Origin of the sequence: Thioalkalivibrio sp. ALgr1, from assembly GCF_000378285.1 — a bacterium.
GTDB lineage: Bacteria > Pseudomonadota > Gammaproteobacteria > Ectothiorhodospirales > Ectothiorhodospiraceae > Thioalkalivibrio.
In genome coordinates, this window is the sequence record NZ_KB905133.1 from 197,022 (window position 1) to 216,469 (window position 19,448).

Annotated in this window: 22 protein-coding genes; 14 read left to right on the forward strand and 8 right to left on the reverse strand. The window is 65.2% G+C overall.

Annotated elements, in window-relative coordinates:
- Positions 1-131 precede the first annotated feature (131 nt).
- Positions 132-572 (reverse strand): nucleoside deaminase, encoded by a 441-nt coding sequence (locus tag F466_RS0105325; protein WP_018139171.1) that lies wholly within the window; start codon positions 570-572, stop codon positions 132-134.
- 109 nt (positions 573-681) lie between these two features.
- Here F466_RS0105325 and F466_RS0105330 point away from each other — a divergent pair, with 109 nt between their 5' ends.
- Positions 682-1,965 (forward strand): phosphatidylserine/phosphatidylglycerophosphate/cardiolipin synthase family protein, encoded by a 1,284-nt coding sequence (locus F466_RS0105330; RefSeq protein ID WP_018993608.1) that lies wholly within the window; start codon positions 682-684, stop codon positions 1,963-1,965.
- A gap of 25 nt (positions 1,966-1,990) precedes the next feature.
- On the opposite strand, the gene F466_RS0105335 is transcribed toward F466_RS0105330, so the two are convergent.
- From F466_RS0105335 to F466_RS0105345, 3 genes are read right to left on the reverse strand one after another with little or no spacing between them, the layout of a single operon-like run.
- Positions 1,991-2,608 (reverse strand): histidine phosphatase family protein, encoded by a 618-nt coding sequence (locus F466_RS0105335; protein ID WP_026296418.1) that lies wholly within the window; start codon positions 2,606-2,608, stop codon positions 1,991-1,993.
- 23 nt (positions 2,609-2,631) lie between these two features.
- Positions 2,632-3,027, reverse strand: coding sequence for a thiol-disulfide oxidoreductase DCC family protein (locus tag F466_RS0105340; protein WP_018174454.1), 396 nt, complete (start codon positions 3,025-3,027; stop codon positions 2,632-2,634).
- Positions 3,020-3,349: a hypothetical protein gene (locus tag F466_RS0105345; RefSeq protein ID WP_018139175.1), complete on the reverse strand. Its 330-nt coding sequence runs from the start codon at positions 3,347-3,349 to the stop codon at positions 3,020-3,022. Before F466_RS0105345 ends, F466_RS0105340 begins: the two co-directional genes overlap by 8 nt.
- Before the next feature lie 256 nt (positions 3,350-3,605).
- On the opposite strand from F466_RS0105345, the gene mtgA reads away from it, so the two are divergent.
- From mtgA to F466_RS0105395, 10 genes are all read left to right on the forward strand, one after another.
- Entirely contained in the window at positions 3,606-4,328 is a 723-nt protein-coding gene (gene mtgA / locus F466_RS0105350) for a monofunctional biosynthetic peptidoglycan transglycosylase (protein ID WP_018139176.1), read from the forward strand.
- Between the two features lie 133 nt (positions 4,329-4,461).
- Positions 4,462-6,765, forward strand: coding sequence for a mechanosensitive ion channel domain-containing protein (locus F466_RS0105355; protein ID WP_018993610.1), 2,304 nt, complete (start codon positions 4,462-4,464; stop codon positions 6,763-6,765).
- 72 nt (positions 6,766-6,837) lie between these two features.
- Positions 6,838-7,524 (forward strand): zinc metallopeptidase, encoded by a 687-nt coding sequence (locus F466_RS0105360; protein ID WP_018139178.1) that lies wholly within the window; start codon positions 6,838-6,840, stop codon positions 7,522-7,524.
- A gap of 3 nt (positions 7,525-7,527) precedes the next feature.
- Positions 7,528-8,250, forward strand: a complete 723-nt coding sequence (locus tag F466_RS0105365; protein WP_018993611.1) for a class I SAM-dependent methyltransferase — start codon at positions 7,528-7,530, stop codon at positions 8,248-8,250.
- Positions 8,251-8,309: 59 nt separating this feature from the next.
- A complete protein-coding gene (locus tag F466_RS0105370) occupies positions 8,310-8,894 on the forward strand; it encodes a hypothetical protein (RefSeq protein WP_018139180.1) in 585 nt (194 codons plus the stop codon).
- A gap of 317 nt (positions 8,895-9,211) precedes the next feature.
- A complete protein-coding gene (locus tag F466_RS0105375) occupies positions 9,212-11,284 on the forward strand; it encodes a SulP family inorganic anion transporter (protein ID WP_018649354.1) in 2,073 nt (690 codons plus the stop codon).
- Between the two features lie 95 nt (positions 11,285-11,379).
- Entirely contained in the window at positions 11,380-12,069 is a 690-nt protein-coding gene (locus F466_RS0105380) for a Bax inhibitor-1/YccA family protein (protein ID WP_018139182.1), read from the forward strand.
- A 180-nt stretch (positions 12,070-12,249) separates the two neighbouring features.
- Positions 12,250-13,230 carry a D-2-hydroxyacid dehydrogenase gene (locus F466_RS0105385; RefSeq protein WP_018993612.1) on the forward strand — a complete coding sequence of 327 codons (981 nt, stop codon included), beginning with the start codon at positions 12,250-12,252 and terminating at the stop codon, positions 13,228-13,230.
- Entirely contained in the window at positions 13,217-13,459 is a 243-nt protein-coding gene (locus F466_RS13365; RefSeq protein WP_081622241.1) for a SlyX family protein, read from the forward strand. The genes F466_RS0105385 and F466_RS13365 overlap by 14 nt, the downstream gene beginning before the upstream one ends.
- Before the next feature lie 2 nt (positions 13,460-13,461).
- Positions 13,462-14,217 (forward strand): class I SAM-dependent methyltransferase, encoded by a 756-nt coding sequence (locus tag F466_RS0105395; protein ID WP_018993613.1) that lies wholly within the window; start codon positions 13,462-13,464, stop codon positions 14,215-14,217.
- A 34-nt stretch (positions 14,218-14,251) separates the two neighbouring features.
- On the opposite strand, the gene F466_RS0105400 is transcribed toward F466_RS0105395, so the two are convergent.
- Positions 14,252-14,812: a hypothetical protein gene (locus F466_RS0105400; RefSeq protein ID WP_018993614.1), complete on the reverse strand. Its 561-nt coding sequence runs from the start codon at positions 14,810-14,812 to the stop codon at positions 14,252-14,254.
- Positions 14,813-14,943: 131 nt separating this feature from the next.
- Between F466_RS0105400 and F466_RS0105405 the strand changes: the two genes are divergently transcribed.
- The 3 genes from F466_RS0105405 (at position 14,944) to cyaY (ending at position 16,050) form a co-directional block, all read left to right on the forward strand.
- Positions 14,944-15,216, forward strand: a complete 273-nt coding sequence (locus F466_RS0105405) for a hypothetical protein (RefSeq protein ID WP_018139187.1) — start codon at positions 14,944-14,946, stop codon at positions 15,214-15,216.
- 16 nt (positions 15,217-15,232) lie between these two features.
- Positions 15,233-15,625, forward strand: coding sequence for a DUF423 domain-containing protein (locus F466_RS0105410; RefSeq protein WP_018993615.1), 393 nt, complete (start codon positions 15,233-15,235; stop codon positions 15,623-15,625).
- A gap of 101 nt (positions 15,626-15,726) precedes the next feature.
- On the forward strand, positions 15,727-16,050 hold the full coding sequence (cyaY, locus tag F466_RS0105415) for an iron donor protein CyaY (RefSeq protein WP_012982299.1): 324 nt from the start codon (positions 15,727-15,729) through the stop codon (positions 16,048-16,050).
- 311 nt (positions 16,051-16,361) lie between these two features.
- Here cyaY and F466_RS0105420 read toward each other — a convergent pair whose 3' ends face one another.
- The 3 genes from F466_RS0105420 to serS all read right to left on the reverse strand — a co-directional run bounded on the left by F466_RS0105420 (position 16,362) and on the right by serS (position 19,420).
- Positions 16,362-16,769: a hypothetical protein gene (locus F466_RS0105420; protein ID WP_018139189.1), complete on the reverse strand. Its 408-nt coding sequence runs from the start codon at positions 16,767-16,769 to the stop codon at positions 16,362-16,364.
- Between the two features lie 311 nt (positions 16,770-17,080).
- On the reverse strand, positions 17,081-18,109 hold the full coding sequence (locus F466_RS0105425) for a thioredoxin fold domain-containing protein (protein ID WP_018174444.1): 1,029 nt from the start codon (positions 18,107-18,109) through the stop codon (positions 17,081-17,083).
- Between the two features lie 21 nt (positions 18,110-18,130).
- Positions 18,131-19,420 (reverse strand): serine--tRNA ligase, encoded by a 1,290-nt coding sequence (serS, locus tag F466_RS0105430; RefSeq protein WP_018649352.1) that lies wholly within the window; start codon positions 19,418-19,420, stop codon positions 18,131-18,133.
- Between the last annotated feature and the right edge of the window lie 28 nt (positions 19,421-19,448).

The following is a 19,448-nucleotide window of genomic DNA, read 5'->3' on the forward strand; positions in this document are numbered from 1 at the left end:
TGCCAGAACACTGGTGTTTTCCGTGAAGGGCGCCATGAGGCGCTCCCCGGGCGCCCGCCCCATGTCGCTGCCTTGTCCGGTGCGGCAAGCACGATCCGCCCGCCAGCAAGGGTGTTCCGGTCAAACCGGCCCTATTCGCAACCGATATCCTCGTGCCAGAGGTCCGGGTGTCGTTCGATAAACGCGGCCATCAGCTCCTGGCAGGCGGCGTCCTGCAACACATCGACCTGCACGCCGTGCGAACGCAGCCAGTCCTCCTCTCCCATGAAGGTGGCGTTTTCCCCGACCACCACACGCGGGATGCCGTACAGCACGATCGCCCCGCTGCACATCGCACAGGGCGAGAGCGTCGTGTAGAGCGTGCACTCGCGGTAGATGCTCGCCGCCTGGCGTCCGGCGTTCTCCAGGGCATCCATCTCGGCATGCAGGATGGCGCTGCCGTTTTGCACCCGCCGATTGTGTCCGCGGCCGACGATGCGCCCGCCGTGCTCGATGACCGAACCGATCGGGATACCCCCTTCATCCCAGCCGGTTCGTGCCTCGTCCAGGGCTGCCTCCAGAAAAGGATTCATGACATTCGTCCGGGTTTGTTCGAGAACTGATTGTGTAGACTCATGGACTGAGGTGCGAATTCGGCGCCAACCACCCTCCCCTTGACGGGCTCGATACGAGAGACTTTCCATGCGCCGCCGCATCATCGGCATCCCTGTCGGTATCCTCCTGGGCGTCGCGCTCGCCTTCGTGCTGGCAAACGTTGCCCTGTTCAACCTCCTCCCGAAACCCGACCGAGTGAAGGCCCCGGTGGCCATCGACTACGGCACCTCGGACAGTGCATTTCGCCGCGGAATGGGGCTCACGCTGCAGCAGCCGATTGTCTCCGGCAACGCGCTGGAGCTGCTGCGCGACGGCGAGGCCATCTACGACGCCAAGATCGAGGCCATCGAAGGCGCTGAACAGACGGTTACCTTCGAGGTATACGAGTTCTGGGGCGAGCAGGCCGCCCGCTTCGCCGAGGCCTTCGCACGCGCGGCGGAGCGCGGGGTCAAGGTTCATGTGGTGATCGACTACGTGGGCTCCGTGCTCGCGGATCAGGAAAAGTTCGACCGCATGACCGAAGCCGGCGCGGAAGTCGTGCGCTGGCGCGAGCCCTCCTGGTATCAGATGTCACGTTTCAACCACCGTACGCATCGAAAAATTCTGGTGGTGGACGGCAGAACCGGATTCATCGGCGGCGCGAACATCGCGGACACCTGGGTGCCCGCCGAGGACCACGAGCCCTACCGCGACAACCACTTCCGTGTCACCGGGCCCGTTGTGGGCAACTTGCAGGCGGCATTCATGGAGACCTGGCTGGATGCCAAAGGCGAACTGAAGCTGGGCGATGCGTATTACCCGGAACTCGAGGACGAAGGTGAGCTGGATGCGCAGGTCGTCAACAGCGCCCCGCGCGAGGGCCGTCATCGCATTCGCAAGATGTCCCTGCATGCCCTGGCAGCAGCCGAGGACCAGGTGACCATTGCGACGGCGTACTTCTATCCCGACCCGGACTTTCTCGATGCGCTGACCGACGCGGCCGACCGCGGCGTTCGAATCCGCGTGCTCATGCCGGGCGACAGCATCAACCACGGTTTCGTACGACATGCCTCCGTGAATCGCTGGAGGCCCATGCTGGAGGCCGGGGTCGAGCTGCACGAATACCACCCGCGGATGTATCACTCCAAGCTGATGAGCGTGGACGACCGCTGGGCCAGCATCGGCTCGGCCAATCTGCACAACCGCTCATTCCGCCTGAACGACGAAACCAATCTGAACATCTATGACGAAGACTTCGCCCGCTCGATCCGGGAACTGATCGAGGAAGACAAGGCCGAGGCCGAGCGGATGACGATCGAGGCCTGGGAAAACCGGCCCTGGAAATACCGCATCTACGGCTGGATCGCGCGCATCATCGGGCCGTACATGTAGCGGCCCCGAGCCGGAGCCGGCCTTTTCAGTTGGCGACGGGCCGGGCGCCACCCTCGGCATCGATCTCCACTACCAGCATGTCGCCCGCGCCGATGCTGCGACCGGACAGTTCCATGATGTTCGCACGATGCGTGACATACACCGCCGGCCCCGCATCGCGCGCAAATGCCTCCGCAAGATGCTGGTGCCAGGCACGCATGCGGCGCTCCTGGTCGGGTTCATTGGTGCGGAAGATCGAGCCCAGCGCATCGAGGATCTCCGGCTCGCCGAAGCCCAGCAGGCGCGCCGTATCCGCATTGCGGCACCACGGGCCGGCAAATACGCGGATCTCGGCCAGTCCGGCGGCGCGCAGACGTTCACCAAGCTCGCGCGCCTGGTCACGGCCCAACTCGGAGAGGTTGCGCTGGGTTGTGCAGTCCTCGAGATCGAAACCCGGAGGGTCCCCGATACCTGGCGCCGCGGCATGCCGCATTAACAGGATCCGGTGGGGCTCCTGCAACTGAGCAACAATGACGTGCTCCGCAGCCAGTTCGTCCGCCCAAACCGGTGTGCCAAACAGACACCCCACTACCAGGGCCAACCCAAGCAGCAGCCGTTTCACAGTTCCGATTTCCTCCGCTACACCACCGCGCGACTCCACCATGCAGAGCCATCACCGCCGCCGGACTAATCGGGGCGGCAGAGCCCGTCACCACAGCGCGACCGCCAGCGTCGACGCGCAAACCCGTTATAGACCCGATCCATCAGGCGCACCACGTGCGGCACGCGCGACAGCACCCGCCCCAGCAAGCGGTAGTACGGCAAATGCCGCCAGACGACGACAAACGCCCAGGCCCCACTGTGGATCTGTCCCTGGGCGTCGACCACATGCATACGCCGCATCGCCGCATCCCAGTCGATGCGCCACGCCTTCAAGGGTGCCGCGTCGGCGTGGATATCCTGCCAGTCCACGCGACCGGCCTTGTCCAGCCGCCGGTAGTGGCCGATCTCGCGCCGACAAAGTGGGCAGCCGCCATCGAAAAAGACGATGGGGCGCCGCCCGGATAACGAATGGTCAGGCATGGCCGACCGGGCCCAGGTATTGATATTCGGCCTCCGGCAGCGAGCCCAACGCACGTTCTACCACGTCGCGCGCCAGATCGCGGGTCATCTCCGGATGTGCCGGGATCATGTCGGTGCGCACGGCGAGCGCCATTGCCAGCGCCTGCAGCACATCTCCATTGCAGGTGTCGCCCAGCAGTGCAATCTCGTGATCCAGGGTCTCGACCAGCCGGTCCAGCAACTGCTGGACACGCACGGCGGACCCGGTCTCGGGATGCAAACGAAACTCGAAGGAAACGGCCTCTCCACTGGGGGTGGTATACCGATAGGGCATCACGTCCATGGGTCTCTCCTTCTTGTTCGTGTGGATCGGATGGTATCGCCAGGCCGAACGGCGGCTTAGGCTTACGTGGTTGGGCCACGCATGACGGAAACAGTTCAACCAGGAACGAGTTTCCCCGTCGGTCAAGATGGGGTCTGCATCGTTACTGGGCTTTACCGTATCAGACCACACTGACGGGATACTCGATCGAACCGCGAGTCGCGGTATTCTTGACCTCGATGAATATGGGACTGCACTTACACGCAGGGTGGCACTGATGGCCCGTCGACGACGCGGACCGATTACCCGTCTGCTACGCGCACTGACCTGGCTGCTGGCCGGGACGCTCACACTCGCGGTCACATTCGCGCTCGGCCTGATCGTGCTGTTCGCCAAGGTCAACCCGCCCTATGGCATGGCCATGGTCGTCGCCACGGACTGGCAGACCGCATCCCGCCTACGGCCGGAATGGCAGCGCCTGGACGACCTTCCGCGTCACCTGATGCTGGCCGTGATCGCAGCGGAAGACCAGCACTTTCCGGTACATCGCGGCTTTGACTGGGGCTCCATGCGCCAGGCGGTAGACGACCACATGCTGCACGGCCAACGCCTGCGCGGGGCCAGCACCATCAGCCAGCAAACGGCCAAAAACCTGTTCCTGTGGCACAAGCGCTCCTGGGTCCGCAAAACGCTGGAGGCCGGATTCACGGCCGGTATGGAAACCATCTGGCCCAAGCGCCGCATCTTCGAGGTCTACCTGAACCTGGCCGAGTGGGGTCCGGGCATCTACGGGATCGAGCACGCCGCCCAGCACTACTTTGGCGTATCCGCGCGCGAACTGGACCGCCACCAGTCCGCACGCCTGGCCGCGATCCTCCCCAGCCCGGGCAGCTACAACCCGGTCAACCCCGGCCCGCGCCTCAGCCAGCGGATCGCCTGGATCGAGCGCCAGATGAACCAGCTGGGCATCGCCTGGCTGGACCCCATGCTGCTGGAATAGCCCCTGCGCTCGCTCCACGGGCGTGAAAATGCCCTGGTGTTTCCCTAGACTACGTTCCTCCGCTGTCGCACGGATGCTCGCACTGGCGTCCTCCTGGCGACCCGCGAACCCCGTCCAAACCCGAGGTCCGCCCGTGTCCCCCAGCCGCTTTTTGCGTCGCCCCTTCTTCCTCCTCCTCACCCTCTTCTCGCTGTTGCTGCTCATGCCCCTGGGGACCGTTCAGGCCCAGGGGGGTGGCGATGGAGGTGATCTGCATGACGCGCTGATCGAGGCACTGGAGAACGAAGAGGCACGCGAACGCCTGCTCGAGACACTGCGGGCCGAACGTACCGGGGACGACGAGAGTACGGCAGACGATGAGGCGGCGGTCGACACCGACGAACTCACGTCGATCCCGCGCCAGATCGCCCAGTTCACCCAATCGCTGGCCGAAGGCACAGTGCAGGAGATTCGGGCCCTGAACGAGATCGCCGTGGATATTGGCGACAAGCTGAGCTCGATCGACCCGGTGGTATTCGGCGCGGGGGTGCTGGACCTGGCGATCCTGATTGTCCTGACGATCGCCGCCTTCCTGATCCTGCGGCGTCTTGGCAGCCCGATGTTTGCGGCGCTGGATCGCTGGGTGATCAACTCGCCGGAGCAGTACCACCTGCTGCGCGCACTCCCCGCCGTACTCCTGGCCGCACTGATCGATTTCCTGATCGTGATCCTGGCCTGGGTCGGGGGTTATGGCCTCGCGCTCTTTGTGCTCGGCGAGTCCGGAGAGATGCTGACGCGGCACTCGCTGTTCCTCAACGCCTTCCTGCTGATCGAGGTCACCAAGGCGGCCCTGCGCCTGATCTTCGCCACGCGCTACCGGGGCCTGCGGCTGCTGCCCATGGCCGGCGACGAGGCCGCCTACTGGAATGCCTGGCTGGCACGCCTGGTCACGTACATCGGCTACGGCCTGCTGCTGCTGGTGCCGCTGGCCAACAATCATCTCTCCAGCGAGGCCGGGCGCTCGCTGGGGCTGCTGGTCATGCTGACCGCTTTCCTCTACGCGGCGGTCATCATCCTGCAGAACCGCCAGCGCGTGCATGACCGCCTGATCCTGGTCGCCAATCGTGCCGGATTCGCCTTCACGCGCATGACGCTGACCTTCCTGGCGAACGCCTGGCACTGGATCGCGCTGATCTACTTCCTGACCCTGGCAATCGTCAGCATCACCCGCCCGGAAGATGCCCTGCCCTTCATGGCCAAGGCCACCGGACAGACGGTACTGGCCGCATTCATCGGGGTCTTTGTCGCCAACGTGCTCAGCCAGATCATCGGCCGCGAGATCCGGGTTCCGGACGAGACTCGCATGAAGTTCCCGATGCTCGAGGCACGCCTGAACTCGTACATCCCCAAGGCGCTGAAGACGATGCGCCTGGTGATCCTGCTCATCGTGCTGGCAGTGATCGCAGATGCCTGGGGCGCGTTCAATCTCGGCGCCTGGATTGCCTCCGATACGGGCATGTACGTGCTCGGCACTGCGATCTCGGTCGCCCTGATCCTGATCGGTGCCCTGGCCATCTGGCTCGTGTTCGCCAGCTGGATCGAACACCGCCTGAGCCCGAATACCGGCGAGGGCGAGCCCGGGGCGCGCGAGAAGACCCTGCTGACCCTGTTCCGCAATGCGGTCGCCGTCGTGCTGGCCGTGATGACCGCCATGATCGTGCTGGCCGAGATTGGCGTGAATATCGGCCCGCTGCTGGCCGGCGCCGGCGTGCTCGGCCTGGCGGTTGGCTTCGGCGCACAAAAGCTGGTGCAGGACATCATCACCGGGGTGTTCATCCAGCTGGAGAAAGCCATCAACACCGGGGACGTGGTCACGGTGGCCGGCATGACCGGCGTGGTCGAGAAGCTCACGATCCGTTCCATGGGCCTGCGTGACCTGTCCGGCACCTATCACCTGATCCCGTTCTCGTCGGTGGATGCCGTCTCCAACTACATGCGCGAGTATGGCTATCACGTGGGCGAGTACGGCGTGGCCTATCGCGAGGACATCGACGAAGTGATCGTGCGCCTGCGCGAGGCCTTCGAGGAACTCAAGGAAGATCCGGACCAGGGTCCGAACATCCTCGACGAGATGGAGGTACACGGCGTGACTGCGCTGGCCGACAGCTCGGTCAACGTGCGCATCCGCATCAAGGCGCTGCCCGGTACGCAGTTTGGCCTGGGCCGCGCGTTCAACCGCCTGGTGAAGAAGCACTTCGACGCCGCCGGTATCGAGATCCCGTTCCCGCATCAGACCATCTACTTCGGTCAGGAAAAGGACGGCAGCGCTCCGCCCGCGCACCTGCGTCTCAGCCAGGAGCAGGGTGAAGACACCGACGACGGTCGCGACTACTCGAAAGACCAGCGGGCCCGCCCCAATCCGAAGCACAAGGGCGATTACGACGAGGCCGAGGACTGAGCGAGACAGGGCCGGTGTACGGATTCACGCGGACGACTTCCCCCGAAGGGGAAGTCGCGCCATGATGAAGGCATGCGACTGCTGATTCTGCTCGCACCGCTCGTGCTGCTTCTGGCCTGGGCACCGAGCTGGTGGGTACGCCAGACGATGAGGAAGTACAGCCAGCCGGAGGACCGCTACGACGGGACCGGCGCCGAGCTTGCGCGTGACCTTCTGGATCGCCATGGCCTGCATCACGTGCGCGTCGAATCCACCCGCGATGGCGACCACTACGATCCCTTCGATCGCGCGGTGCGGCTGTCGGAGGACAACCACGACGGTCGCTCGCTCACCGCGATCACGGTGGCTGCGCACGAGGTCGGGCACGCGGTGCAGCACGCTCAGGACTACCCGCCCCTGCGCATGCGCAGCAACCTGGTCTGCCTGTCTCGCTACGGACAGCAGATCGGGGCCTGGCTAATGGTCGCGATCCCCATCATCACGCTGATCGCCCGGCATCCGGCACCGGGCATCCTGTTCTTCCTGGCCGGGATTCTGTCGATGGGGATCGCCGCGCTGGTGCACTTCGTCACCCTGCCCACCGAGTTCGACGCGAGCTTTCGCCGCGCCCTGCCGATGCTGCGCCGGGGCAATTACCTGCACCCGCCGGACTATCCCCATGCCCAGCGCATCCTGAAGGCCGCGGCCTACACCTACGTCGCCCAGTCCCTGATGAGCCTGTTGAACATCGCGTCCTGGTTCCGCTTCCTGCGGCGGTAGCGCATGGACCGCTGCCCGCTGTGTACCGCACCTCTGCGCCCGTTCTTCAGCCGCGGGGTGCGCGACCCTTCGCCCGGGGACTACCAGCGCTGCAGGGGCTGCTCGCTGATTGTCCTGAAGCACCGTTACTGGCCCACCCTCGCATTCGAGCGCGAGTACTACCAGACACACGAAAACCGGCCGGACGACCCCGGGTATCGGCGGTTTCTGGGCCGCCTGCTTGCACCGCTGGAGGCGCACTGCCCGCCACCGGCGCAGGGCGTGGACTGGGGCTGCGGCCCCCATCCGGTACTGGCGGACATGCTGTGTGCGCGCGGCTACTCCATGCAGACCCATGACCCCGTATTCGCACCTGACCGTCCCGAAGCCCGTGCATGCTTCGATCTCGTCACCTGTACCGAGGTTCTCGAGCACCTGCATGACCCGATCGCCATCCTTGGCGAGATGGCCACCCTTCTGCGCCCCGGCGGCACGATTGCGATCATGACCGGCTGGCCGCCCCCCGCGGCGGCCTTTCATCGCTGGCACTATCGCCGCGACCCTACCCACGTGGCCTTCTACGGGCCCGACACCCTGCGCTGGATCGCCGCGCATCTTGGCTGGGCGATCCACCTGCCGGCACCGGACATTGCGCTTTTTCGCATCCCGGAGCCCCAGGGAAACGAAAAACGAGAAGCCTGCAACGAAATCCAGGGTGCCCCGGAAACCTCGGCTCGCGCCTGTTAAGCTGTTGTTAAGTCGCCACGCACTAAGCTTCCCACCGTACTTTCACGAGGAGAGTTGTTATGACGAACCGTTCCCGGCCTCTCGCCGGTTTGATTGCCGCCGCCGCGCTTGCGCTCGCCAGTCCGCTGGTGATGGCCCAGGGCATGGGTCAGGAAGGCATGGGCCAGCAGGGGCAGCAGGAAGGCGGGGCCAACCCGCAAATGGAAATGCAGCAGCTGCAGCAGACCCTGGCCGAGACCCAGCAGCAGGCGATCGAGAACAACCCTGATCTGGAGCGCAAGGGCGAAGAGCTTGAGAACCTGGTGCTCGACAAGATGGAAGAGGCCGGTTACCAGCCCCGCCAGGATCTTGAAACCCTCGAAGGCGCCGAAGAACGCCTGCGCGACCCGGACCTGAGTGCCGAAGAGCGCCAGCAGGTAATCCAGTCCGAAGAGGTCCAGCAGGCGCAGATGAACCTGCAGGAGGCCCAGCAGGCCGTCGCGCAGGACGAGGAGGTCATCTCCGCTCAGGAATCGCTGCGCGAGGACCTGATGGCCGCGATGCGCGAAGAGAATCCGGACATCGATGACATCATCGCGCGTCTGGAAACCCTGCAGCAGGAAATGCAACAGGGCGGAAGCCCGGGCATGGCACCCCCGCAGTAAGCCACGCTGAAGCATACGCTGGAAGGCCCCGGTCGCCGCTGGTGACCGGGGCTTTTTTGTGCAGGGTTGGGCGCTCCAGCGAGTGCGATATATACCCTAAAGGCTATATATCGTATTGAATGCCTTTGATAGAAGAAAATAAGCCGACCTTCTATAATCTTCCCTCCCCTGACTGCGCCCGGCCCAACCCCGGGCCAGAGATGGCTGCCAATCACGTGACGACGGCCCTGGCAGCCATACAGCCCGGGTGCGCCAGGCGCGCGGGATCGCTCGACTAGCCGTCGTCTTCGTCACGAACAGGCCAAGCGAGTACCGCCATGAATTCGATCCTGCTGCGCATCTTTCCGTTCCTGAGCTGGCGTCCCACCAAGGAAACGCTCAACGCGGATCTGATTGCGGGGATCTCGGTGGCCCTGGTCCTGATCCCGCAATCCATGGCCTATGCGCAACTGGCCGGTCTGCCTCCGGTGTACGGGCTCTATGCCTCGCTGCTGCCGGTGATGGTGGCCGCGCTGTGGGGTTCCTCGAATCAGCTCGCCACCGGCCCGGTGGCAGTGGTATCCCTGCTCACGGCATCGGCCCTGGTGCCGCTGGCGGCCGAGGGCTCATCCGAATTCATCATGCTGGCGATTGCGCTCGCCCTGATCGTGGGCGTAATCCAGCTGGTCATGGGCCTGTTCAAGCTGGGCGCGCTGGTCAGCTTCATCTCGCACCCGGTGATCGTCGGCTTTACCAACGCCGCCGCGATCATCATCGGGCTGTCCCAGATCAACAAGCTGCTGGGGGTACCGATCGACACCTCCGGCCACTTCCTTCTGGGTCTTTGGGGTGTCGTGCTGGAGCTGGGGCACACCCATTGGCCCACCCTCGCCTTCGGCCTGGGCGCGATCGCGCTGATGGTCGGCATGAAACGCGTCGCCCCGAAGATTCCGGGCGTGCTGGTCGCGGTGGTTGTCACCATCCTGGTCTCCTGGCTGATCGGGTACGAGCGCAAGGCCGACACGACGCTCGCACAAATTGCGCCTGGCGAGCTGGTCGAACTCGCCCAGCAGATCGAGGAGAAGCAGGGACAGGCGGCCAATCTGGATGACCGCGTGCGCGAACTGGAACTCGAGATTCAGGAGGCGGCCCGTGGCGATGCACCGGCCCTGCGCTTCGAGCAGGAGCAGGCCGCACTGCAGCGCGATGAACTGCGCGCCGAGCTCGCCCCACTGCGCGACGAGTTGCGCAACACAACGTTGCGCCGACTCCCGGCGACGGACGACGAACCCGAGCGCTTCATCGCCGATGACCACATGACGGATGCCGAACGCGAACGCGCCGAGCGCACCTCGTGGCGGATCGAGCAAGTGGACGGCGATGAGGTCTCGCTCAATGGTGGCGGCGCTGTCGTGGGCAACGTACCCCAGGGTCTGCCGTCAATCTCCGCACCAGAGATCACCTTCGGAACGATCACCACGCTCCTGACCACGGCCTTCGTGATCGCGCTGGTCGGCTTTACCGAGGCCATTGCGATCGCCAAAGCCATGGCCGCGCGCACCGGCCAGCGTCTGGACCCGAACAAGGAGCTGATGGGACAGGGCCTGGCCAACATCGCCGGCGGCTTTACACAGGGCTACCCCGTCAGCGGTTCGTTCTCGCGCTCGGCGGTCAACCTCAATTCGGGTGCTCGCACCGGCCTGGCCTCGGTATTTACAGCCGTGCTTATCGGGATCGCATTGCTCTTCCTGACGCCCCTGATCTACCACCTGCCGCAATCGGTACTGGCGGCGATCATCATGATGGCCGTGGTCGGGCTGATTAACTTCAAGGCAATCAAGCACGCCTGGGTGGCCAACAAGCATGACGGGGCGGCCGCGGTGGTCACCTTCATCGCCACCCTGGCGATGGCCCCGAATCTCGACTACGGCATCTTGATGGGTGCCGGTCTGGCCATCGTGCTGTACCTGTACCGCACCATGCAACCGCGCGTATGCGAACTGGCCCGCTACGACGACGGGACGCTTCGCGAGGCCCAGCGCTACGGGCTGGAGACCAACGAGAAGGTCGGCCTGATGCGCTTCGACGGCTCGCTGTACTTCGCCAACGTCCCCTACTTCGAGGACGCGGTACTGGACCTGGTCGCGCGCCACCCACAGGCCAAGTATCTGATCGTGGTGGGCAAGGGCATCAACGAGATCGACGCCTCCGGCGAGGAAGTGATCCACCAGCTGGTGCACCGCCTGAAGGCGCGCGGCATCACCCTGGTCTTCGCCGGCGTGAAGGCACAGGTCCTGGAGGTGATACAGCGCACCGGGCTCGAGGACATTATCGGCAAGGACAACATCTTCAAGTCCACCGACCACGCGGTTAAGGAGATCTCCGAACGCGTGGGTGAGCCAATCAAGTGATCGCGAAAGCCCACGCCACGGACGGCGAAAAGGGCTGCACCCACCGGCGTCAATCGCTACACTGAGCAGGTTACGAACCCAAGAGGAGTTGACCCGTGTCCCGAGACCAGATCGTTCGCTCGAGTCGCAATCCGTCCAGCACCGGTTCCATCAGCGAGACCATCTCGACCAACAAGGTCATCCGCCAGACCTACATGCTGCTGTCGGTGACGCTGGCATTCAGCGCCGTGATGGCCTTCGTGGCGATGGCTGTGGGCGCCCCGGCGGTGCACTGGCTGGTCCTGCTGGCGGTCCTGATTGGCGGCCCGTTCGCCATCCATGCCGCTCGCAATTCCGCGCTCGGACTGGTGCTGACCTTCGCCTTCACCGGCGTGCTGGGCTTCTTCCTCGGCCCGATCCTGAGCATGTACCTGGGCCTGCCCAACGGGCCGCAGATCGTCGGCAATGCCTTTACTGCCACGGCGGTCGCCTTTGTCGCGCTGTCCGGCTATGCCCTGGCCACCAAGAAGGACTTCAGCTTCCTGGGTGGCTTCCTGGTGGTCGGCCTGATCGTCGCCCTGCTGGCGATCGTCGCGAACATCTTCCTGGCGATCCCGGCGCTGTCGCTGACCATCTCGGCGGCCGTGGTGCTGCTGCTGTCGGCGGCGATCCTGTTCGACACCAGCCGCATGATCCACGACCCGGAGGCCAACTACATCATGATGACGGTCTCGCTGTACGCGAACCTCTATGTGATGTTCCTCCACCTGCTGAACCTGTTCCACGCCTTCATGGGCGACAACTAACAGTCGCAGGCCGACAGGCAAGCGATTCGGGCCCCGCGATGCGGGGCCCTTTTGTTGGGAAACACTGATCAATGTACACGCTCGCGTTGGTACCCCAGGTTTTCCGCGGCAAGCCGCATCGTGCAGTCGGTAGTGGTCCTATCCGCAAGCGTCGCAACACCGTTTCACCTGGTAAACGCCATGACTGAACTGCGACACGGGGTATTTCTCGACCTGTCCACGGTGGATCGCGACGACCTGGACCTCACCCCCCTGCGCGAGGCCCTTCCCGAGTGGGACCTGCACCCGCGCACGGACCCCGACGAGATCGCCGCCCGCGTCGCCAGTGCCGAGGTTGTGGTCACCAACAAGGTGGTGCTCGACGAGTCGCTGCTGGCCACGGCCGCAAACCTGCGGCTGGTCTGTGCCGCGGCCACCGGCACCAACAATATCGATGTCGCCGCCGCGAACCGGGCGGGCATCACCGTCAGCAATGCCCGCGACTATGCGACAGACTCCGTGGTACAGCATGTCTTTGCCCTGCTGCTGACGCTGGTCACGCGGCTGGACGACTACCGCGCCGATATTCGCGCCGGCCACTGGAGCGCCTCCGATCAGTTCTGCCTGCTGGATCACCCGATCCAGACCCTGGCGGGCATGCGCCTGGGCATCATTGGCCATGGCGTACTGGGCCAGGCCACGGCACGCGTCGCACGGGCCTTCGGCATGCAGGTTCAGGTGGCCGCAAGCCTGCGCAAGGCGGTGCCCTCGCCTGCGGATGACCCGGATCGAATCCCGCTGCCCGAGCTCCTGGCGACCAGCGACGTGGTCAGCCTGCATTGCCCGTTGTCCCCCGAAACCCGCCACCTGATCGACGACAACGCGCTGCGGCAGATGCCTCCGGGGGCGATCCTGCTCAACACCGCCCGTGGCGGCCTGGTCGATCCCGAGGCCCTCGCGCGGCATTTGCGAGCAGGCCACCTGGGCGGTGCCGGCATCGACGTCCTGGAGCCCGAGCCCCCACCCGCGGACCACCCCCTGCTGGCAGCGGACATCCCGAACCTTGTGCTGACGCCACATACGGCCTGGGCGGCCCGCAGTGCCCGTCAGCACGTGATCGAGGAGGTAGCAGCCAACATCCGCTCTTTCGCCCAGGGACAGCCCCGCCATGCCGTCAGCTGACCCATCCCGCACCGACCACGAACTGATCGCGCGGATCGAGGCGCTGGAAGTTCGCCTGGCGCATCAGGAATACACCCAGGAAGAGCAGGCCCGCGTCCAGCACGAGCTCCAGCAGGACAACCAGGAACTGCGCCGCCAGCTCCAGTGGCTCCGCGACCGGTTGCGGGAACTCGAGGACCAGGGTGGCGGCCCCGGAGACGGCAACGAGCCGCCTCCTCCGCACTACTGACCGTGACCCTTCAAGTCCGCGCAGAACCCGGGCAGGAGGCCCGAGGCCGGGAGATCGACCACTACCTGCAAGGCCACGGCTATCGTCACCTGGGCGAGGCGCCCCTGGTACTGGAGGTCGGCGCGGACGGGCTGTCGCTGATCCGCGAGGAGGGTCGACGCGAACTGCGTCTGCATCTGGACTTTGCCACCGGCCGTCAGGGGTATCGTCTGGCCCATAGCGGGCATCAGCGAGAGGGCCTGATCCGGGCCTTGGGCAACATCCCGCGAGACAGCCATGTGGTGGACGCCACCGCCGGCCTGGGGCGCGATACGCTGCTGCTGGCCGCGCACGGCTTCCGCGTGGATGCCTGGGAACGCCACCCGGTCGTCTACCTGCTGCTGGCGGATGCCCTGCAGCGCGCCGCCCATGACGAGGCGCTGGCCCCGATTGTCGAGCGCATCACGCTGCACGCGGGCCTGGCCACGCCAGCGACCCTGGGCACACCGCCCGTCGCCGCCGTGTTCGATCCCATGTTTCCGGAGCGGGCCAAGCGCGCCGCGGTCAAGAAGGACATGCAGCTGACCCAGGCCCTGATGGAGGGCGCCCCGGACCCCGACCCGGAAACCACGCTGCAGCGTCTGCGCGAGGCGGCCACGCGGCGGGTCGTCGTCAAGCGGCCCCTGCATGCCCCTGCCCTGGGTCCCGACACGCCCCAGGGCAGCGTCCGGGGCAAGAGCGTACGCTTCGACGTCTACGCACCCGCTGCGCAATCCTGAATCCGACCCGCGGGACCCACGCCCGCCTCACCGGTCACGAACCACCCAGAATCAGCCTGTCGTCTCCGGAGAAACGGTACTCGGGGATCGGCAGATTGCGCCGGGCGTCCTGCCCGTCATACACCCGTCCGGCGGCGTCATAGCGGCCCCCACGGCAGCGATCGACGAACCCGCCGGACCAGTCGTCCGCCGCGTCCGGGTGCACCAGATCCAGCTCGCAGCCGAGATCGGTGCTCTCGCCGATCACGACCAGCCACTCCGGCCGCAGACTGCGCAGCGGCAGTTCCAGCCCGTCTGGCTGCTGGCCCCGGCGGGCGCGCGGATCGACCAGCTCGTCATCTTCACCCAGCGCCTGTTGGAGGGCCGGGTCACGGTGCAGCACCAGGATGCGCCGCCCCTCCCAGTCCAGCCGCTTGAGCTGGCCGGGAGCGATCGTATCCAGCTCCACGACGCGGCGCTCGGTCTCCCCGCCCCCCAGCATGGACAGGGCGTAGCTCGCAAGGACACCGGCGAACATCACCACCCCGCCCAGCACCATCAGCTTCATCAGGACGCGGATCCGTATTCGATTCAGGCTTTCGCCCGCGGGCTGCATCGTGAGTACCCCGGTCTGTAAAGAATGTGCTTTGCGCCTGGCCGGCGTGCCTCTACACTACGCGCATGACTACAGCCAGACGCTCCGGACGCCGCCACTACATCGGCATCCACAATGACTTGTACGGCGGCATGACGCCGGTCGGCAATATTATCCGCGATGCCTGGGTCTTCGGCTTCCTGCCGGAGACCGAGACCTGCGAGGGGTGGGACCTCGGGCGCATCCAGCAGCTCCACGACCAGGTCAACGCCGAGTGGGACAAGTACGACCTGCGCATCGCCAACCTCCCGCCCGAGCTTCGCGAGCGCCACACGCGCATCCACGATGCAGCGATCGAGCGTGCCCGCGAGCACGGCTGGATCCCCGGGAAGGACTACGACAGCGAGATGGGCGACGACGCCTAGCCCTAGGGAAACACTGATGCCAGGTACGGAGACCGAGCCGATGATCCGCGCCCTAGTCGTGATCGGGGCCCTGCTCGCCGCCATCGCGGTGGTGCTCGGTGCCTTCGGCGCACATGCCCTGCAAGAACGATTGTCCGAGCGCGCGCTGGCCACCTGGGACACCGGCGTCCAGTATCACTTCATCCATGCCCTCGCCCTGTTGCTACTGGCAGCGCTGTGGTCGCACCTGGCCAGCGGCTGGGCCACCGCCAGCGCCGTCGCCTTCGTGCTTGGCATCCTGCTCTTTGCCGGCAGCCTGTATGCCCTGGCACTGGGCGCCCCGCGCGTACTGGGAGCCATCGCACCTCTGGGCGGCACCGCCTTCATCCTCGGCTGGCTGAGCCTGGCGCTCGCCGCCTGGCGGGCGTAGCAAGACATTTGCAAACCCGGACAAAGCCAGACTTGGCTTTTCTCAGCGCATCCAACATTTATACTGCCTGCGCCACAAGCATTGACTGAACCGAGAGACCCATGAGCCAGCCCTCCTTCGCCGTATTCGCCGAACAGACCCTCGACGAGATCTACAACCGCCTGAGCGACCAGGACGGTCTCGACGACCTGGACATCGACCTGATCGACGGTGTCCTGACCCTCGAATTCGAGGACGGGGCGCAGATGATCCTGAACCGCCAGGAGGCTGCGCAGCAGATCTGGCTGTCCTCGCCCGAGGGCCCGGCTCACTTCGGCTACAACGAGGACGAAGATGCCTGGCTGGATGACCGTAACGGGGACGACCTGCACGAGACCGTGGCCCGCGTGATCGGGCAGAAGCTGGGCGTACGCGTCGAGCTCTAGGGAGACGCTGATTGAATCGCACGTCCGCGCTCGAGTCGCTTTTGCGTGCGAACAAGGCGCGGTGACTGCCGTGCAGTCATTCTGCACAAAGGAGCCGCAACGCCGTTCCCGCGCCCGTTTTTGATCAACAACGGGCGGCCGAGCCCCTGCTTTCAATAGCTTGTGGGGTTGGTGCCCCCTGTTCCCCGATCCTGCGTTGCGCCCCGCATTCATCAAAAACGGGCGGGTAGAACCACTACCCGCTACACGACGCGCCTTGTCTCGGAAAACAGGGGGCACCAACGCGGACGTGCGATTAAACCAGCGTCTCCCTAGTCTCGGCCCGACCGGCCGTCTTCACCCTCCTGCGACGACGCCTCCGGAGATCCCTCCTCATCCAGCGCCCGCAGGTGGGCCTCCAGCTCCGCCAGCACCGGATGCGGCCGGTCCTCTTCCAGCGCGTTGTCCAGTGCCCGGGTCGCTTCCAGCGCCTGGGGGTCCCCTCGCAGCGGCATGCGCGCGATCCCCAGCGCCAGCATGCGGAACTGGCGAAACACCAGGTAGCTGACGGTCGCGGTGATCAGCGCCGCCCACATCTGCTCCTGAAACCAAAGCCAGACGGCGATCCCGTAGCCGCTGAAGGTCAGCACAAAGATCCCCAGCGCGACACGATGAGCGCGGGCCACAATGGCCTCCAGCACATCGCGATTGCGCACGACGAAGTCACGTTCGAAATGCATGCAGTTCGGTCCTCGGCCGCCTAGGGAAACGCTGATTCATGTACACGCTCGCGCTCGAGTCGCTTTTGCGTGCGAACAAGGCGCGGTGACCGCCGTGCAGTCATTCTGCACAAGGGAACCGCAACGCCGGGCGCGCGCCCGTTGTCATCAAAAACGGGCGGCCGAGCCCCTTGGGGTTGGCACCCCCGGTTCCCCGATCCTGCGTTGCGGCCCTTGCCGGTAGAACCGCTACCGGCTGCGCACCGCGCCTTCTCTCGGAAAACCGGGGGTGCCAACGCGAGTGTGTACATGAATCAGCGTTTCCCTAACGGCTATGGTTGCTGGGCGCGCCAGCGTTCGAAGGTCGGATAGTCCTCATAGCCGCGCGTGAGCACATAGTCCATCACGTTGCGCAGCCGGTTCAGGTGCACGACCGAATCAATGCGGATGATCTCCTCGCCCGTCTCGTCGAAGAAGATCAGAGTCGGCGCCCAGTGCACGTCCAGTTCCGCCGCCCAGTCGCGCGGGTTGGTTCGTTGACCGTCCGGGGTCAGTACCGGCGTGTCACTGTCCTCGGCGTCCAGCTGGACGGCATCCATCAGGGCGATGCGGTCCAGCACCTCGTCTTCCTGCAACGGCTCGGTATGCAGGATATCGCAGGCATGGCAGGCCTCGCGCTCGAAGAACACCACCAGGGGCCGTTGCGCGGGGATCTTGCTGCGATCCAGCGCATAGGGCTCGTTGACAAAGAAGTCGCGCTCGTTGATGTCGTCCGTGTCGAACTTGGGCGGAGGGTCGGCGCGGTCGAGATAATCACGAAAACTCATTTCGCGGTCGTGACGCTCCGTCACGAAGTCGAGCAGCGCGCGGAATCGATACGGCGGGTAGTATCCCCGCATCTGGTGGATGCGTTCGCCGTCAGCATCATAGAAAGCAATTGAAGGGGTGAAGTTAAGCCGCTGTTCCGAGGCATATTCGCGTTCGAATTTGACCTCCCCGTCCAGCCCGGTCACCTCGCGGTCGCCGAGCACGTCGATCGCCACCACATCGAAGTTGTCCGACAGCTGCGCGCGAATGTCCTCTTTCTCGAAATTCACCTCGAACAGCTGTTCGCAGTACGGGCAGTCGTCCATCCCGTAGTACACGGCCAGCCCCTGCTTGCCGCGCTCCACGGCACGTTCCAGGTCCTCCGGCAGATCGAGAAAGCTCAGCTCGAACCAGTCCGGTGCGTGCAGGCCGATGATCCGCGGTGAATCGTCGAAATCGAAGCCCTCCTCGATCTCGGCCTGCGCCCACAGCGGCCAGCAAAGCAGCAGCACCAGCAGACTGACGAACGCAGTTGGCTTTCCGATTTGGCTCACATCCACCCCGCCTGAATCAACTTACTGTTCAGACGGCGGTTTCAGGACCGAGGTTCCACCGAGATAGGGACGCAGCCGCTCCGGGACCGTGATCGAGCCGTCGGCCTGCTGGTGATTCTCGAGCAGGGCGACCAGGGCACGACCCACCGCGACACCGGACCCGTTGATGGTATGCACCAGCTCGGGCTTGCTGCCTGCTTCCGGACGGAAGCGGGCCTGCATACGCCGCGCTTGGAAGGCCTCGAAATTGGAGCACGAGGAGATCTCGCGGTAGGCCTGCTGGCCCGGCAACCAGACCTCCAGGTCATAGGTGCGCGCGGCCGCAAAGCCCATGTCGCCGGTACTCAGCAGCATTACGCGATAGGGCAGCTCCAGTGCCTGCAGCACCGTCTCCGCGTGCCCGAGCAGCTCTTCCAGGGCCGCGCCGGACTGTTCCGGATGCACCACCTGCACCAGCTCCACCTTCTCGAACTGGTGCTGGCGGATCAGGCCGCGCACGTCACGCCCGTAGCTGCCCGCCTCCGAGCGGAAGCACGGGGTGTGGGCGGTCATCTTCAGCGGGAGCGCGCCGGCCTCGAGGATCTGCTCGCGCACCAGGTTGGTCAGCGTGACCTCGGCGGTCGGGATCAGCCGGAAACGCTGGTCGCAGTCCACCGAGAACAGGTCCTCATCGAACTTGGGCAGCTGGCCCGTCCCCTCCAGGGACTCCGGATTCGCCAGGTACGGGACATAGGTTTCCTGGTAGCCATGCTGCTGGGTGTGCAGGTCGAGCATGAACTGGGTCAACGCGCGGTGCAGACGCGCCATCTCGCCGCGCATCACCACGAAGCGGGAGCCGGCCACGCGTACCGCCGCCTCGAAATCCAGCCAGCCGCCGGGCAGGCCCAGGTCCACGTGGTCGCGGGGGGTGAAATCGAACTCGCGCGGGGTGCCCTCGCGGCGCACCTCGACGTTCGCCTCCTCGTCCTTGCCGACGGGCACGTCCTTCTGCGGCAGGTTCGGGATGCGCATCAGCAGCGCGTCCAGCTCCTGCTGCACGCCATGCAGGTCGGCCTCGCACTGCTTGAGTTCATCACCCAGACGACCGACCTCGGCCTTCAGGGGCTCGATATCCTCGCCCCGCGCCTTGGCCTGCCCGATCCCCTTGGAGCGGGTATTACGCTCGTTCTGGAGTTCCTGGGTACGAACCTGAAGGTCCTTGCGCCGCGCTTCCAGCGTCTCGAAGCGCTCGCGGTCGAGCTCGAAGCCGCGGCTGGCCAGGGCCGCCACGGTCGCGTCCAGGTCCTGGCGCAGACTGCGAATATCCAGCATGTCGGTAATCCGTTCACAAACGACCGGG

Coding starts and splice junctions, on each gene's coding strand:
- F466_RS0105325 (WP_018139171.1), bottom strand. CDS start 572: ATGAATCCTTTTCTGGAGGCAGCCCTGGACGAGGCACGAACCGGCTGG.
- F466_RS0105330 (WP_018993608.1), top strand. CDS start 682: ATGCGCCGCCGCATCATCGGCATCCCTGTCGGTATCCTCCTGGGCGTC.
- F466_RS0105335 (WP_026296418.1), bottom strand. CDS start 2,608: ATGGTGGAGTCGCGCGGTGGTGTAGCGGAGGAAATCGGAACTGTGAAA.
- F466_RS0105340 (WP_018174454.1), bottom strand. CDS start 3,027: ATGCCTGACCATTCGTTATCCGGGCGGCGCCCCATCGTCTTTTTCGAT.
- F466_RS0105345 (WP_018139175.1), bottom strand. CDS start 3,349: ATGGACGTGATGCCCTATCGGTATACCACCCCCAGTGGAGAGGCCGTT.
- mtgA (WP_018139176.1), top strand. CDS start 3,606: ATGGCCCGTCGACGACGCGGACCGATTACCCGTCTGCTACGCGCACTG.
- F466_RS0105360 (WP_018139178.1), top strand. CDS start 6,838: ATGCGACTGCTGATTCTGCTCGCACCGCTCGTGCTGCTTCTGGCCTGG.
- F466_RS0105365 (WP_018993611.1), top strand. CDS start 7,528: ATGGACCGCTGCCCGCTGTGTACCGCACCTCTGCGCCCGTTCTTCAGC.
- F466_RS0105370 (WP_018139180.1), top strand. CDS start 8,310: ATGACGAACCGTTCCCGGCCTCTCGCCGGTTTGATTGCCGCCGCCGCG.
- F466_RS0105375 (WP_018649354.1), top strand. CDS start 9,212: ATGAATTCGATCCTGCTGCGCATCTTTCCGTTCCTGAGCTGGCGTCCC.
- F466_RS0105385 (WP_018993612.1), top strand. CDS start 12,250: ATGACTGAACTGCGACACGGGGTATTTCTCGACCTGTCCACGGTGGAT.
- F466_RS13365 (WP_081622241.1), top strand. CDS start 13,217: ATGCCGTCAGCTGACCCATCCCGCACCGACCACGAACTGATCGCGCGG.
- F466_RS0105400 (WP_018993614.1), bottom strand. CDS start 14,812: ATGCAGCCCGCGGGCGAAAGCCTGAATCGAATACGGATCCGCGTCCTG.
- F466_RS0105405 (WP_018139187.1), top strand. CDS start 14,944: ATGACGCCGGTCGGCAATATTATCCGCGATGCCTGGGTCTTCGGCTTC.
- F466_RS0105410 (WP_018993615.1), top strand. CDS start 15,233: ATGCCAGGTACGGAGACCGAGCCGATGATCCGCGCCCTAGTCGTGATC.
- cyaY (WP_012982299.1), top strand. CDS start 15,727: ATGAGCCAGCCCTCCTTCGCCGTATTCGCCGAACAGACCCTCGACGAG.
- F466_RS0105420 (WP_018139189.1), bottom strand. CDS start 16,769: ATGCATTTCGAACGTGACTTCGTCGTGCGCAATCGCGATGTGCTGGAG.
- serS (WP_018649352.1), bottom strand. CDS start 19,420: ATGCTGGATATTCGCAGTCTGCGCCAGGACCTGGACGCGACCGTGGCG.